The sequence below is a fragment of the uncultured Treponema sp. genome (assembly GCF_946187725.1).
GTDB lineage: Bacteria > Spirochaetota > Spirochaetia > Treponematales > Treponemataceae > Treponema_D.
This window is the reverse complement of record NZ_CAMHSK010000034.1, coordinates 17,699-32,579: the sequence shown is the minus strand read 5'-3', so window position 1 is coordinate 32,579 and position 14,881 is coordinate 17,699. Positions and strand designations below refer to the sequence as shown.

Annotated in this window: 13 protein-coding genes; 10 read left to right on the top strand and 3 right to left on the bottom strand. The window is 40.2% G+C overall.

Going from position 1 to position 14,881, the window contains the following annotated elements; translation table 11 throughout:
- On the top strand, positions 1 to 699 hold a 699-nt coding region (locus Q0Q74_RS11145), incomplete at its 5' end, for a tRNA methyl transferase PRC-barrel domain-containing protein (RefSeq protein WP_367268350.1).
- Positions 700 to 881: 182 nt separating this feature from the next.
- On the opposite strand, the gene pcnB is transcribed toward Q0Q74_RS11145, so the two are convergent.
- The gene (gene pcnB / locus Q0Q74_RS11140; protein WP_294430876.1) at positions 882 to 1,967 is read right to left on the bottom strand and encodes a polynucleotide adenylyltransferase PcnB; all 1,086 of its coding nucleotides are present in this window, start codon (positions 1,965 to 1,967) and stop codon (positions 882 to 884) included.
- A 98-nt stretch (positions 1,968 to 2,065) separates the two neighbouring features.
- Between pcnB and Q0Q74_RS11135 the strand changes: the two genes are divergently transcribed.
- From Q0Q74_RS11135 to Q0Q74_RS11120, 4 genes are all read left to right on the top strand, one after another.
- Positions 2,066 to 2,917, top strand: a complete 852-nt coding sequence (locus Q0Q74_RS11135) for a phosphoribosylaminoimidazolesuccinocarboxamide synthase (protein ID WP_294430874.1) — start codon at positions 2,066 to 2,068, stop codon at positions 2,915 to 2,917.
- Positions 2,918 to 3,134: 217 nt separating this feature from the next.
- Complete coding sequence (locus Q0Q74_RS11130; protein WP_294430873.1) at positions 3,135 to 4,190, top strand: glycosyltransferase family 4 protein; 1,056 nt, start codon at positions 3,135 to 3,137, stop codon at positions 4,188 to 4,190.
- Positions 4,191 to 4,196: 6 nt separating this feature from the next.
- The gene (locus Q0Q74_RS11125; RefSeq protein ID WP_294430871.1) at positions 4,197 to 5,219 is read left to right on the top strand and encodes a lipopolysaccharide biosynthesis protein; all 1,023 of its coding nucleotides are present in this window, start codon (positions 4,197 to 4,199) and stop codon (positions 5,217 to 5,219) included.
- 18 nt (positions 5,220 to 5,237) lie between these two features.
- Entirely contained in the window at positions 5,238 to 7,580 is a 2,343-nt protein-coding gene (locus Q0Q74_RS11120; RefSeq protein WP_294430869.1) for an SLBB domain-containing protein, read from the top strand.
- 126 nt (positions 7,581 to 7,706) lie between these two features.
- On the opposite strand, the gene Q0Q74_RS11115 is transcribed toward Q0Q74_RS11120, so the two are convergent.
- Positions 7,707 to 7,877 carry a hypothetical protein gene (locus tag Q0Q74_RS11115; protein ID WP_294430867.1) on the bottom strand — a complete coding sequence of 57 codons (171 nt, stop codon included), beginning with the start codon at positions 7,875 to 7,877 and terminating at the stop codon, positions 7,707 to 7,709.
- Positions 7,878 to 8,002: 125 nt separating this feature from the next.
- A complete protein-coding gene (locus tag Q0Q74_RS11110; protein ID WP_294430866.1) occupies positions 8,003 to 8,806 on the bottom strand; it encodes a response regulator in 804 nt (267 codons plus the stop codon).
- 188 nt (positions 8,807 to 8,994) lie between these two features.
- Between Q0Q74_RS11110 and Q0Q74_RS11105 the strand changes: the two genes are divergently transcribed.
- The 5 genes from Q0Q74_RS11105 to Q0Q74_RS11085 all read left to right on the top strand — a co-directional run bounded on the left by Q0Q74_RS11105 (position 8,995) and on the right by Q0Q74_RS11085 (position 14,835).
- Complete coding sequence (locus tag Q0Q74_RS11105) at positions 8,995 to 10,602, top strand: ATP-grasp domain-containing protein (RefSeq protein ID WP_294430864.1); 1,608 nt, start codon at positions 8,995 to 8,997, stop codon at positions 10,600 to 10,602.
- 42 nt (positions 10,603 to 10,644) lie between these two features.
- Entirely contained in the window at positions 10,645 to 11,679 is a 1,035-nt protein-coding gene (locus Q0Q74_RS11100; protein ID WP_294430862.1) for an N-acetylmuramoyl-L-alanine amidase, read from the top strand.
- Positions 11,680 to 11,812: 133 nt separating this feature from the next.
- On the top strand, positions 11,813 to 12,151 hold the full coding sequence (locus tag Q0Q74_RS11095) for a hypothetical protein (protein ID WP_294430860.1): 339 nt from the start codon (positions 11,813 to 11,815) through the stop codon (positions 12,149 to 12,151).
- Positions 12,152 to 12,246: 95 nt separating this feature from the next.
- Positions 12,247 to 13,380, top strand: a complete 1,134-nt coding sequence (locus Q0Q74_RS11090; protein WP_294430859.1) for a flagellar filament outer layer protein FlaA — start codon at positions 12,247 to 12,249, stop codon at positions 13,378 to 13,380.
- A 204-nt stretch (positions 13,381 to 13,584) separates the two neighbouring features.
- Positions 13,585 to 14,835, top strand: coding sequence for a (p)ppGpp synthetase (locus Q0Q74_RS11085; protein ID WP_294430858.1), 1,251 nt, complete (start codon positions 13,585 to 13,587; stop codon positions 14,833 to 14,835).
- The last annotated feature ends 46 nt before the right edge of the window (positions 14,836 to 14,881 follow it).

Below are 14,881 nucleotides of genomic sequence, written 5' to 3'. Positions count from 1 at the left end.
GGAAGCGACAAAAAGCCGTGCATGATTGCGACTGCCGCCGACATCACAAAAGACCAGACATATTTCTTGAACCGAATTCCGAGCAGTGTCCTTGAAAAAGTGCGTTTTCCGCTCGCCACAATGAAAAAGGCAGAGGTCTTTGAGCTTGCAAAAAAAGCAAATCTTGAAGCCGCAAACCGAGAGGAAAGCCAGGACTTCATTGGAGAAGAATATTTTGACATGCTTTTTGCAGACAAGCCTTCTGTTCCGGGCGACATAATTGATTTGGACGGTCATGTTCTCGGAAAGCACAAGGGAATCGAGCATTACACGATTGGTCAGAGAAGGGGCCTGGGAGTTGCCGTAAGCTACCCGGTCTATGTTCAGGCAATCGACGCCAAAAACAATGTTGTAGTCCTTGCTCCGAACGATGCCTTGAATTCAAGCGCAATGATTGCAGACGATTTTGTATGGCCGGCAGATGTTGAGCCAGCCGAAGAATTTGAAGCTGAAGTAAAAATCCGTTTGGCAAGCCGCCCGGTAAAGGCAAGAATAACGAAATATGTTCCTGAAGCAGGAGATGAGTTTTCATATAAAGGTCAGCCGTGGCTTGTGACCTTCGCCGAACCTCAGAGGGCAGTAGCTCCAGGACAGAGCGCAGTCCTTTACAAAGACAATGTAATTCTCGGCGGCGGGATTATTGTAAAAGCGATAAAATAGTGAGCAGGTAGCAGTGAGCGGTTAGCAATTGGAGAGATGATTAGTGGAAGAAAGTATTGTTTTTGCGAAAAGTAAGAAATTTGCGATTTTGAAGACTTAAACTCTGATAATCAAGAAATTCTAAGAATCTTAGCAAAAATAACAAAAAATCTGAAAAAATTATAACTGCACACTGCTAACTGCTACTTGCTAACTTTCTTTTTCCCGATTCTTACCCCAACCCCCAGCTGAGTGAGTGTGTTTTTGATGGCGAATTCGAGTTCCGTGCGCTGAGGATTCATCGGAAGGACGAAGTGGCGGCACTGATTCCATGTCTTTGTGTAGAGTTCGCCAGCGGCACTTTTGGTGGAGACTTCCTTTTTCCAGTCCGTAAGGGATGAGATAAAATCGTAGACAATGTAGGTGAGGCGTTTTCCGAGACGAGATGCCGGGTCTGTTTTTACGAGAGAATCGAGCTCCTTTAAGTGAAGCATGTATTTCTTTTCGTAGTTTTTATCGGCATACATCATGGCACAGGCGGAAGGCTGCAGATACATGAATATGTCTGCGTCAATGGCAGCGCTTACGATTTCGTATGAGTGACCAGAATTGATGATTTTCAAAAGCTCTTCGGTGAGGCGGGAAGGCGAAACAGGTGAGAGAAGGTGCGCGCTCTTTCGGATTTTGCTTTTGAGGGAATGCGGAAGTTTGCATCCTGTGGTTGCGCTGTATTTTACGGCGCGGAGCATTCTGACCGGGTCTTCTACGAAAATGCGGTCAATCGGAATTACAGGATGAATCACTTTCTTTTTAATGTCTTCGACTCCGTTTACATAGTCGATTATCTGTTCTTTGATTGGATCGTAGTAGAGGGCATTGAGTGTGAAATCACGCCTCTGAACATCTTCATCCATGGTGCCAAATGAATTTCCTACGGAACCGTCGCAGATTGATCGGAAAGTTGAGACTTCAAAAATCTTCTGACCGAAAAAAACATGCACGAGACGGAAACGCTTTCCGATTATTCGTGAATTTCGGAAGAGCTTCTTGATTTTTGACGGTGTGGCTTCTGTTACTATATCAAAGTCCTTCGGCTTTTTGCCTACTATGAGGTCACGCACGGCACCGCCTACGATATAAGCATCATATCCACATTCACGCAAGTGTCTGATAATGTAAAGTGCATCGGGGTCTACTTGTTTTAACGGTATATTATGTTCTTCTTTTGTATAAATTACAGCCTTCTTGACCGGCTTACCCCTTGAATCTGTAGTATAACGAATTAACACAATGCAGATATAATAATGTTTTGTCGTCTCTTGTTCAACTTTAAAAATAAGAATAAAATACAGTCACTTTTTGCAAACGGCAAAGAAGGAGTTAAAAAATGAAAAAAATTATCAGCGGAAAAGTCCGTGAAGTTTATGATTTGGAAGACGGCCGCATGGTCATCGTTACAACTGACCGAATCTCTGCTTTCGATGTAATCCTTCCTACAATGATTACTGACAAGGGCAAGGTCTTGAACGCGCTCTCAAATTTCTGGTTCGACCTCACAAAGGACATCACAAAGAACCATATGATTTCAAGCGATTTGAAGGACATGCCAGCTGAATTCCAGAAGCCTGAATATGAAGGCCGCACAATCCTGGTCAAAAAACTCAAGATGATTCCTTATGAAGTAATCGTCCGCGGTTACATGTTCGGCTCAATGTACGAGGCTTACAAAAAAGGCGAGCCTTTCTTGGGGCACTCATTCACAAAAAAATACGAGCAGGCAGAAAAGCTGGACGAGCCAATCGTTACTCCTTCGACAAAAGCCGCTGAGGGCCACGACATCAACGTCACTCTCGACTACATGAAGAATGACCTGGGAGCTGACCTCGGAACAAAAATCGAAGAGACAGCCCTTGCTATCTATAAAAAATGCTACGAGCACGCCGCAAAGAACGGAATCATCATCGCCGACACAAAATTCGAGTTCGGTCTTGACGAGAACGGAGACCTTGTTCTTGCAGACGAAGTTTTGACTCCTGATTCAAGCCGATTCTGGAACGCAGCTGAGTACAAGGTCGGAACAAGCCCGGCTAGCTACGACAAGCAGTTCATCCGTGACTGGCTCAAGGCAAACAACCTCGCAGGTGACCCAACTATCAAGGAAGTTCCTGCCGATGTCGTCAAAAAGACAAGCGAACTCTACCACGAGTGCGTACGCAAAATCACAGGCAAGGACCTGTAAATTAATCGCCAGTATTCTTGCATAGAACATACAGGGCTTCAGCACGAAAGAAAAAACTGAATATTCATTTGTTTAGGGAAGTGCTGAGGCCCTTCCTATTAGACAGCCTGTTATTGAAACGATTATAGTTCTGTGTTATAGTCAAAAATATGCTTTTGAGTATTTTCGGTGATTTAGTCTCACTCTATACTAAAATACACTATACATGGGGGGGGGTATGCTTGTTTGTACTCTAGGCGCATTTTTTATGTGCGTCCTGCTGATCCCGCTGATTATTTTTCTTTGTAAAAAATATAACTGGTACGATGAGGTTGATCCCCGTAAAGTCCACAAAGGACATGTTCCCCGGCTTGGCGGAGTAGGAATCTTCGTATCATTTTTTACAGCAATGTTCGTATATGTTTTTGTTTTCTCGGGTAAGGATTTTTTCTATGCTATTCCTGCGTGCCTCGGTGGTTTCATTATCTTCCTGTTTGGCATTATCGATGATTTTTTGAATCTTCGGGCAAAAATCAAGTTTGTCATTCAGATTTTGTCTGCGCTCATTGTTGCGATGAGTCCTCTCTATTTAGACAACTTCCTTGGCTTTGAAATTCCGCATATCATTGGCCGAATTCTTACATTCTGCTGGATTCTCTTTCTGGTAAATGCCTATAACCTTATTGACGGCCTTGACTTACTGTGCGGGGGGCTGTCTTTCCTTACGCTGTTTACCTCTGGAGTTTTTCTGCTGGTCGGCGGGCAGGCTGTTGGAAACATTTATCTTATTCTTTGTGCTGCTGTCTTTGCTTTCCTTATCTTTAATAAGCCACCTGCAAAGATTTTTCTTGGAGATGGTGGAAGTCAGACTCTTGGTTTTGCAATAGCAATTGCACCATTGTTCCCTCTTGCTGAAGAAATGGAATATTCAAAAGTTTTGATTGCCCTGCTGTTGGCTTCAATTCCTGTTACAGATGTAATTGCAGCTGTTCTCAGACGAAAACGCGCGCACAGGTCTTTTTTCAGTGCTGACCGTGCCCATATTCATCATAAACTTGTAAATATCGGCTTCTCAAAAACTACAACAGCTGTTTCTCTTATTTTGATACAGCTTTGTATCTGCCTTTCAGCTTTGTCCACACTTGCAATGACAAAAACAAGGGATGTAATCGTCCTTCTTTTAGTATGCCTTTGTTTGATCTGGAGTTTTTTCATCATGATGCATTATGTAAACAGGGCAGTGAACATGAAGCATATTGGTCACCTTGCAGACGCACCTCAGGAGGAACATTAATATTCTATGGAAGAAAATACACAAGTTCAGCAGCCAGAAGACGAAATTTCTCTTATCGATTTGTTTGCAGTTCTTCTGCATTATAAGTGGATGATTATAATTACGACTGTTCTTGCGATGATTGGGGCGGTTGTTTTTTCAATCTATACTATTATGGCTGATCCTGAAAAATCTCCCATGCCAAATTACTTTACTCCAAAAGCTCAGATGCTCATAAAAGAAAATTCTTCTGGAGGCGGGCTTTCTGCAGCGCTTTCGTCTTCGGGACTTGGAAGCCTTGCTGGTCTTGCCGGTGTGAATGTAGGTGGAGGGTCAACAAATTCTTCCCTCGCAACATTTCTTGCATCTTCCAACATGCTTCTTGATGCGGTAACTGAAAAGTTCGGGCTTATTGAAAAATATAAAATTGAAGAGCATTTAAAAGCAAACAGCCGTAAAATCTTAAAGCAGTCTCTTAAGGCTGAGTTTGATGATTCAAACGGAATCTTTACGGTTTCTTTTACAGATATCGATCCTGAATTTGCTCAGTCTGTAGTGAATTTTGTTGTTGACTGGATGAGTGATAAATTCATAGAACTTGGCCTTGATAACAACAAAATTCAGAAAGAAAACCTTGAGCGCAATATTCAGTCTAGCTATAACGAAATTTTACGAATTGAGCGTGAAGTAAAAAAACTTGGTGCAAGTGTCGGCTACGGAAACAGTGCCTGGGATATTCCTTCCATCACGACTGGCTCCGCAAAGCTTCAGCTTGAACTGGATGCTCAGAAGCAGGTGTATACTCAGCTCAAAACGCAGTATGAGCTTCTTAAAGTTCAGATGCAGAGTGAGGCTCCGATTTTTCAAATTCTTGAGCGCCCTGAAATCCCTGACTTGAAAGCAGGTCCAAGCAGAGGAAAACTTTGCATTATCATAACTTTTGCAGCTTTCTTTCTGTCTGTTTTCCTGGCTTTTGCCTTGAACGCATGGAAAAATATAAAAAATGACCCTGTTGCTGTCGAAAAATTACAGCTTAAAAAAAAGAACTAATCATTATTAGAGTTTGAAATGAAAAAAAACTATCTATTTACATCTGTTTTCGTATTTTTTTGTTCATCATTGGTACTTAATGCACAGAGCCTTGGAGGCACAAGTCAGAATGTAGTTGCCGATATGGAAAAGAGTTCTGGTGCTGTGGCTTCAGATGTTACAAAACTTCCTGATGCGCAGCTTGCAATGTCTGTTTCTTATTATCCGGTAACTGCTGGCGATGTTTATACTCTTGCGTTTGCCGCTGCGGGAAGTCCCGTACGATATACAATTCCTGTTGATTCAACATATAAAATTCGTGTTGCGAATCTCGGTGTTATAAATTGTTCTGGATTAACTTATCTTCAGTTAAAAGCTCAGGTTGAGGCTCTTGTTCTTCGAAATTATCCGATGGCTGGCGTGCAGTTTGTTCTTTCTTCTCCATCTACATTTTTGGTAAGCATTTCAGGTGAAGTTTACACAACGATAGAGCGAAATGCATGGGCTTTGACGAGACTTTCAACATTTGTGAATAATAATCTTACTCCTTATGCCTCAGTCAGAAATATAACTGTTGAAAGCATGAACGGTACTACTAAAACTTATGATCTTTTTCTTGCGGGGCGGGATGGCGATTTGTCGCAGGATCCGTTTTTGCGTCCCGGAGACAAAATTATCGTAAAAAGATATGAACGACGGGTTTCCATTGGTGGTGCGGTTGAAAGACCTGGCACATATGACCTTCTTTCTGGCGAAAATCTTAAGGATGTCGTTGAGCGTTATTCGAATGGGCTGACAGAATATGCTGATACAGAGCGAATTATTCTTCGGCGTCAGAACAATTCAAAGAATCCTTCTGGTGATACCGTATATATTGAGTCTGATTCAATTGCAAAAAATTTTGTCCTTGAAAATGCTGACAGTATCACCATTCCAAGCCGGATTGAGCTTCGCGACACTATGTTTTTTGAAGGGGCAGTTGGCGCTCTGGGAAAGCAGTCTCAGGATAACACATCAACAGACAAAAATGACGGGGGCAATATTGCCAATCCAATCATAAACCGAATACCTGTAAATTTTATGGAAGGTGAGAATCTTGCAACTTTGATTCGCCGAAACGCAGGAAATTTTTTCCCGACATCGGATTTGCGTAATGCTTATTTAATCCGAAGCAATGAAAGACTTACCGTTAATGTAGAAGAGTGTTTGTACAAGCGTGACTATATGACTGAATTCGTGGTTCAGAAAGGTGATACTCTTTATGTTCCGTACATGCAGAATATAAGCACAGTTTTTGTAACAGGTGAGGTAAAAAACACTGTAGAGGCAAGTGCATGGCCTTTAAAACGCTTGTCATCATTTCTTGCTGAACACATGACTTCATATTCATCAGAAAGAAACATAGAAGTAACTTCTGTTGACGGAACAAAAAATGTCTATGATTTATTTCTGGCAAGACGATATGGAAAGATGGAAAATGATCCTTATGTCAGACCTGGTGAAACAATTACCGTAAGCCGGTTGAGTCGAAAAGTTACGATTAATGGTGCTGTTGAACGCCCTGGTACTTATGAGCTCTTGGACGGAGAAAATTTAAAGGAACTTGTTGAGATTTATGGTGGCGGACTTGCTCCGCTTGCAGATGCTTCTCGGATTGAGTTATACAGATCGCTTACCGGCAAGGAAGGAGCGGGTGAGAAGTCCTATTTAAATAAAACAAGTATACTAGACAATTATCAACTGTTATGCTATGATTCAGTTACAATTTCAAGTTTCTCTGATTTGATGCCGGTAGTTTTTGTCGAAGGTGCTATCTCTGGCTCTGGCTCTGGCTCTGGCGAGTTAAAATCATCTACTCGTGTTACAATGAATTTTAATATTGGTGAGGACTATGCATATTTTGCCCGCAGAAATCGTGGAATGTTTTCTGCAGAGTCAGATTTGGCAAATGCCTATATAATCCGTGAGTCAAAAACAATCCCTCTCAATTTAAATCCAATGCTTTATGATGCGTCATATTATGCAAATGTAGAGATAATGCCAAATGATACGCTGATGATTCCTTTCAGACAGTATTTTGTTTCTGTTGCTGGTGCTGTATTAAATCCTGGTCGTTATCCTTACATCCCTGACCGAACTTGGGATTATTACATTGGTTTGGCAGGCGGTTTTGACCGTACAAAAAACTCGCTTGATGCAATAGAAATTCGTGACATCAACCGAAAGAAAATATCTAAAAGTGCAGTCATAACACCAGAATGTACGATTACGGCTAAAACTAACTCAACTCTTTACTATTTCAATCAGTATGCCCCTGCAATTACAACTATTCTTTCAATTGCGGCTTCTACCATTTCAATTTGGGCTGTAACTCATAATTAGTATTATCAGAATCTGGCAGGTCTGTTAAAATAAACAGCCAGCCAAGGATAAAAAAATCCCCGAAAACTGCGTGCACTTGCAGAATTCGGGGATTTTATTTTGCTCGCTGAAAGCTGTAGCCTTTGATTATTTGAAATCTTTTGGTCTTCTCTCAACGCGTTTGCATTTCTGACATTCAGCGTAATTCTTGAGTCTGCCGTTTTCGAGCTTTGTTTTCATTTCAACTTCGCCGCCACAAGTGCAGTTAAATTTCTGTGTTGCAACTGTAGTACGAGAGTTCTTTGATGCACCAGCCATTACTAGCCTCCCTATAGAAATAATCGATTATTTGGCGATTTTATCATAGATTGAAATCACTGTCAAGGTATCCGTAAGATAAAAGCACGGCTTCGGCATTTTTTTATATAGGTCCGTGCTTCATTTTATTTTCGTTTTGCAAAAAAATCCCGTAAATTCTGAGTCAATACAATTGGAGGTGTGCTCTTAAGCATATAACTGTCAGGTTTTGCGGCGATTACGGACATGACAGTTTTTTTATCGTCTTTACCTGTCAGAAATATTACTGGAATATCAGCAGTGGTGGGTTCATTCCTAAGGAGTTGGAGAACATCAAGACCTGAAAGAACCGGCATTTCATAATCAAGAAGAATTAAATCTACTGTATGATTTTTTAGAAAACCGACTGCATCCGTACCAGAGCTTACCATGTAGACATTGAAATCTTTTGAAAGCTGATGACTGATGTTTCTGAGGAAAATTGAGTCGTCATCAACAACAAGAATCTTCTTCCAGTCCAGGTGTTCTTGCACTTCGGCTTCAGAAAGGTTTTGTTCGCTGTAAATATAATCTGAACCTATAAGATTTATTTGACGGATAATGTCATTTACATTGACAGGGCGCATGAAAATTTCGTGGAACATTTCCCGTTCAACATTCTTAAACGCTGTTGTAAATTCAGTTTCCGTACCAATTAGATATAAATATACTTTTATTGAAAATTTATCGATGTAATCTTTGATGTTCTTAAAGCATTTTGTATAAGAATCGGAATATCCGTTCATGTAAATTATGCAGACATCTGGAGAAAAGGAAGCAATGTTGCTTTTTATATAATCAGAATCAATTGGACAAAATTTTGCATCAAAACCGGCTTTATTGAATGATTCAATCATGGAGCGGATTAAAATACTCGTTTCCATGTCGGTTACAAGCAGAATCTTTTTCAAGCAAAACTCCTTTTAAATTCTATCTATATAATTATACCGATTTTTTTTGTTTTGGCTATATTTTTTTCTCTGTTCTGTAAAAAAAATATTTTGCCAGTTTGTTAATAGAGGCTTTGTTGAAAAAATCATCAATCTTATAGAAATTACATTCGAATTTCCTTATACTTAACAAAAATTGGAAAAGAAAGATGAAAAAAATTCTTATTTTAGGTGCAGGACTCATGCAAGAGCCTGCAATCCTTGCTGCAAAACATCTCGGATATAAATCAGTCGTCGTTGATGCAAATAAAAATGCTGTTGCTGTTTCCTTCGCTGACGAGTTTTTCCCGGTTGATTTAAAAGACCGCGAATCCCTTTTGGAACTTGCAAAAAATCTGAACAAAAAAGGTGAGTTGAAAGGTGTATTTACTGCTGGTACTGATTTTTCTGCCAGTGTATCCTATGTTGCAGAAAATTTATCTTTGCCATCACATTCATTTGAATCTTCTCTGAATGCCAGCGACAAGGCAAGAATGAGGGCCTGTTTTGAGAAAGCTGGCGTTCCAAGTCCAAAATTTATTGAAATGACAGACTCAAAAATGCTTCCAGAGGGTGATATTGAATTTCCGAAAGTTGTTAAACCCTGTGACAATATGGGAGGGCGAGGGTGCCGTCTTGTGCGAAACATGAGTGAATTTGAATCAGCTGTTCCTCATGCATTAAAAAATTCCCGCAGTGGACGGGCGATTTTTGAAGACTACATGGAAGGCGCTGAATTTTCAATAGATTCTATTGTTTATAATGGGACTCTCACTATTACAGGTTTTGCTGACCGTCATATCTTTTATCCACCGTATTTCATAGAGATGGGACATTCTCTTCCTTCTAAAGCAAGCACTAAAATTAAAAATGAGCTTATAGCAACTTTTGCGCTTGGAATCAAAGCTCTAGGTCTTACTTGTGGTGTTGCCAAGGCGGACATCAAATATACGAAAAACGGTCCGATGATTGGCGAAATCGCAGCCCGACTTTCAGGCGGATACATGTCAGGATGGACATTTCCTTATTCAAGCGGGATGAATCTTACGGAAGAAGCAATGAAAATCGCTCTTGGCGTTGAACCGGACTATCTTATTTCAAACCGTGTTTCCCTGCCATGGCAACCTCATGAATCTGTGAAAGGGCAGACTCAGCCATTTGAACTTTATGAGATTTCTTCTACTTTGGTGAGTGCAGAGCGAGCATGGATTTCAATTCCTGGTACTGTTTCAAAAATATACGGACTAAGCGAGGTAAGACAGATTTACGGAGTCCGTGATGCACTTCCTCGTGTAAAAGAAGGGGATGAAGTTGATTTTCCTCGTAATAATGTCGAAAAATGCGGAAATATAATTGCTGTCGGAATAAATCATGAACAGGCGTATAAATCCGCAGAAGATGCGATTGCTTCAATCACTATGCGCCTTGAAGCTCACAATCCCAAGACGGATGCATTTCTTTCAGGTAAGACAGAGTGTGATGAAGAGGGATTCCCGGTTTCTGCCTTTACCTTCAGTCCTAAAAATTCAAATTCTGTAAATGTGGGAGAGGGAACTAAGATTCCTGAAAACGCAAAAGTAACAGGTTTGCTTCCGGAAACGCTGATTCCGCTTGCAGATTCAATAAAAGACTGGAATCATTGTACTTTGCGTAAAACACTTGAAAAATTTGATGAGATTTGTCCTGTTCACAAGGAGCTTGACGGAAAAACATTCTGGTCTGCCGTTTTGCGCGGCGGCATTCAAGGTGCACTGTATGTGGCCGACAATTATAATTAGAATGAGTAATTGATAATAGAAAGTTACTCATTTGATTGGATTATGAAACGATATTTATTTCTTTGTATTGCAATGATTTCTCTTGCGAGCGGCGTGTTTGCTCAAACTTCTGGATTCAATCTTATCTCTGAGGCGGAAAAGGCTGGCGTACTTGTTTACTGGGATTCTCTTAGTGGAACGGGGCTTCTTGAAAAAAACGGGCATCAGGTTTCTTTCAGGGCAGGGGATTCTTTTGTCCTGCAGGATTACAAAAAACTTGCGCTTACAGATGCCCCCGTTGTTAAGGACGGTGTAGTTTATGTTTCGAAAGCTTTCCTTGAAAGTGCGGACAAACTTTTTAAAACCGAAAATTCTGATTCAGGTGGATTTAAGATAGGTGCAATTCTCATTGACCCAGGCCATGGCGGAAAGGATCCTGGGGCAATGATGACTCATAAAATCAAGGGAAAGAGTGTTACTGTAAAAGAAAAAGATGTAAATCTTTCTGTTGGGAAAATGCTTTATTCAAGACTGAAGTCCGCTTATCCTGATAAAAAAATCCTTATGACACGAGATACAGATAAATTCCTTTCACTGGCAGAGCGTACAGAAATTGCGAATTCAGTCAAACTCAGCGAAAAGGAAGCGATTCTCTATGTTTCCGTGCATGTAAATTCTTCTCTTGATAAAAAAGCGAGTGGATATGAGGTCTGGTATCTTTCTCCGGGGTATAGGCGTACTGTACTTGAAAAAACAGGAGATGTGGACAAAAATCTTTTTAATGTAATGAATTCTATGATGGAAGAGGAATACACAACTGAAAGCATACTGATTGCGAAATTCATTATGGATGGAATTGCAGCCCAAGTTGGAAACCTTTCTTCTCCACGCGGAATCAAGGCTGAGGAGTGGTTTGTAGTCAAAAATTCAAATATGCCGGCCGTATTAATAGAAGTTGGATTTTTGTCAAATGAAAAAGAAGCTGCTCTGCTTGCCGACAACTCGTACTTGCAGAAGATGGGGCTTGGAATATATAATGGTTTATCTGCTTTTGTAACACATTTCGAGCGTTCAAGAGGCTTTACAGGCACAAAATAATATGAATATTTCAAATATACAGCAACTGATAAAAAAGCATTGGCTTAAAATAAGTATAATCTCCGGTGGAATCGTTATAGTTATTCTTTCCGTGCATTTTTTTTCGCATATTGGTATGCATCGTCGGGTATTTGTGTTTCCAGTTTCCGGATCAGATAAAAATCAGACGGAAATTCGCTACCTTAATTCAAAATCAGCACAGAGTCAGGTCAGCTATTATGTGGACGAACTGATTCTTGGTCCGTCTTTTTACAGGGGACGACCGTTGTTTACCCCCGGAACAAAAGTAGAGTATTGTTTTCTTAGGGGTGATTCCCTCTTTGTCGGCCTGTCTTCTCAGGCTGTCCTGCAGGAAAACGGTGCAGTTGACATCGAAAAAGGTGTCTCTCTGTTCAAAGAGAACCTCATGAAGAATTTCGGGGGAATAAAAAATATAGAACTGTTTATAGATGGAAATCACATATTGAACTGAAAATCACTTTAATTTTCATTGACAAAACTCAATATATATTAGATACTGTAAAATATACAAGGCTACATCAAGTAAGTAAAAGGAGCTTCGAAAAAATGAAGAAAACTTTAGTTTTATCGGCAGCATTGATGACGCTCGTTGGATTTTCATCTTTTGCAGAAGAGAGAACCCTTATCGACTTCACAACGCTTAAAGCAGACATCGCTATCTATCCACAGGACTACGATGGCGAAAAGAAAGAGAACCAGAACAAGCGAACCGTTATGGACTACGCTCACGCTGCTGGAGCTTCTTTCAGTTCAGAGCAGAAAGATCTCATGAAGTCTTCACTCGCTCTCAACGAATGGGAAGTTGTCCTCAACAGTTCAGCACGAAATGTTCGCAGTTTGGCTCAGTCTCTCGTTAGACCTGCTCCTGTAAGCAGCAACTCAAAACAGCCTTTCGCTGGATCAGAGGTTATGGGTGTTCATGTAGTATTCCCAACTGGTGCTTACAATGCAAATGCAAAAATCGTTCCACCATTCTCAATTCCTGCTTATGAACCATATTCACAGGCTGATGATAATGGAGATCGACACCCAGCAGAAGCTGGTGATGGAGAATCTTCTGGACCAAAATGGTTGTTTGAAGCTGATGATCCATCAGACAAAGCATCTCCTGCTTATGGTCTTGTTAAGAATGTTGGCACTCTCAAAAAGATTGCTGTTACAACAATGGGTATGAACTTCCCACACGCTCTTTATGTACTCCTTAGCGATACAGACAATGTTACACGCCGCTATTTCATGGGTTATCTCGGATTCGACGGTTGGAAAACTCTTGAATGGAACAACCCAGAGTATGTAACTGAGGTTCGCACTCGTGAAATCCGTGTTTACCCAGTTTATCCTCGTGGTGAACCATTTGCAAAATTTGAAGGATTCCAGATTTGCCGTGACGCAGCTCACATTGGTGATGACTTTGTAGGTTACTTCAAAGATGTAAAAATCATCTATGACAAAGCTAACCTTACTTCAGAACGCGACATTGCTGACGAAGATGTTTGGGGTGTAATCGGACGCAAAGAATCTGCTCGCCAGGCTTTGGAAATGTCTCGATTTGGTGGAAAACAGGTTGACCGCTATATTGAACGCCTCAAGATGGCTACTGAAGAGAACTTCACACCTTCACTCACAAATGATAGAGATTCAAGCACAAGTGCTCAGGGTGCTTCTTCTGACGCAAAATAATTAGACTTGATTTCTGATTAAACCGTCTGTTTAGTGCAGACGGTTTTTTTTTATTTCAATAAGTTTTTAATAAACTCGCGTTAATTTTCTTATATAATAATTCTTTACTTTTTTGAAAATGATTTATGCTTATCAAGTATTTTCAGGAAGTATTTAAGAATAAATATTTCTTGATTTTATTCAATTTTATGATAGAATTCTTCTATGGAAAATTTTGTAAATTCACTGCCAAGCAAAAATAATATTAAGGCAACATATGAGTCTTACAAGCCTGTTTTGTCAGAGATTATGTCAAAAATTGAAGACAAACTCAAAAAAACTATAAAACTTTCTTCGAATCCTACATATAAATCACGCGTAAAATCTTTTAACAGCTATTATCGGAAAGTGCTTCGGTTAAAAAGTGAGGAAGCAGAAAAGAATTCTTTTGTTGAACTTACTGATATGATGGGAATCCGGGTAATATGTGCATTTCTTGAAGATTTAAGCGAAGTCGAACAACAGATAAAAAATAATTTTGTTGTAAAAGAAGTTGAGTACAAGGGCGCTCAACAAAGTTTTAGGGAATTTGGATATGAGTCCGTTCATGTGCTTGTTTCTATTCCAAAAGAGTGTATGCCCAAAAAATGTCAGTTGCCGCTTCCTGATTCGCTCGTATGTGAGATTCAAATTCGTACTATTTTGCAAGATGCTTGGGCTGAAGTTGAACATGAACTTATATATAAATCCGAATTTACTCCGTTTGATATGCCACTTCGTAGAAAACTGGCTTCAATGAATGCCAGCCTTACCTTGGCCGACATAATATTTCAGGAAATCCGAGATTATCAAAAAAAATTGCAGGGTGAAGTAGAGGCTCGTCGTGCAGCATTCTATGAAAAAGCCGATGAACTTACGCTTGCTTCGACCAATAAGAAAATTGAAAGTCTTGAACCAAAGAATATAAACAGGGTTTCACCTTATGTTCATGGTACAATAGATGATATGATTCTTGAAGCTATTCAGGCTCATAACCATGGAGATTTGGATAAAGCCGTCGAAATTTACAGCATAATCCTTTCATCTGAGCCAACTCCGCCGCCACCAGTTCTTGCTGTAATCTACAAACACCGGGGGATGGCATATTTTGCACAGAACAACTACACTGCGTCACTCGAAGATTTCAAATCCAGTGTGCTTTATGATACCAATGGTTTCCGCTCGTATTATTACATTGGTATTGTTTTGAGCATAATGAATAAACATGAAGAGGCTATTGAGGCTTACAGTGAATCAATAAGAATCAACGGGTATCAGTCTCATGCTCATTTCAGACGGGCAGTATCTTACTATAAACTTGGTGATTTTGATAATTCTCTGAAAGATTTGACAGATGCTCAGGCTTTAGGATTGAATGATCCGGAAACTGAAGCTTTACATGCAAAACTCATGGAAAAATTCGGAATGAAAATGTAGAAAATATCTCGTTGTTTTTGATTCGCATTCTTGTGGCGGATTTTTT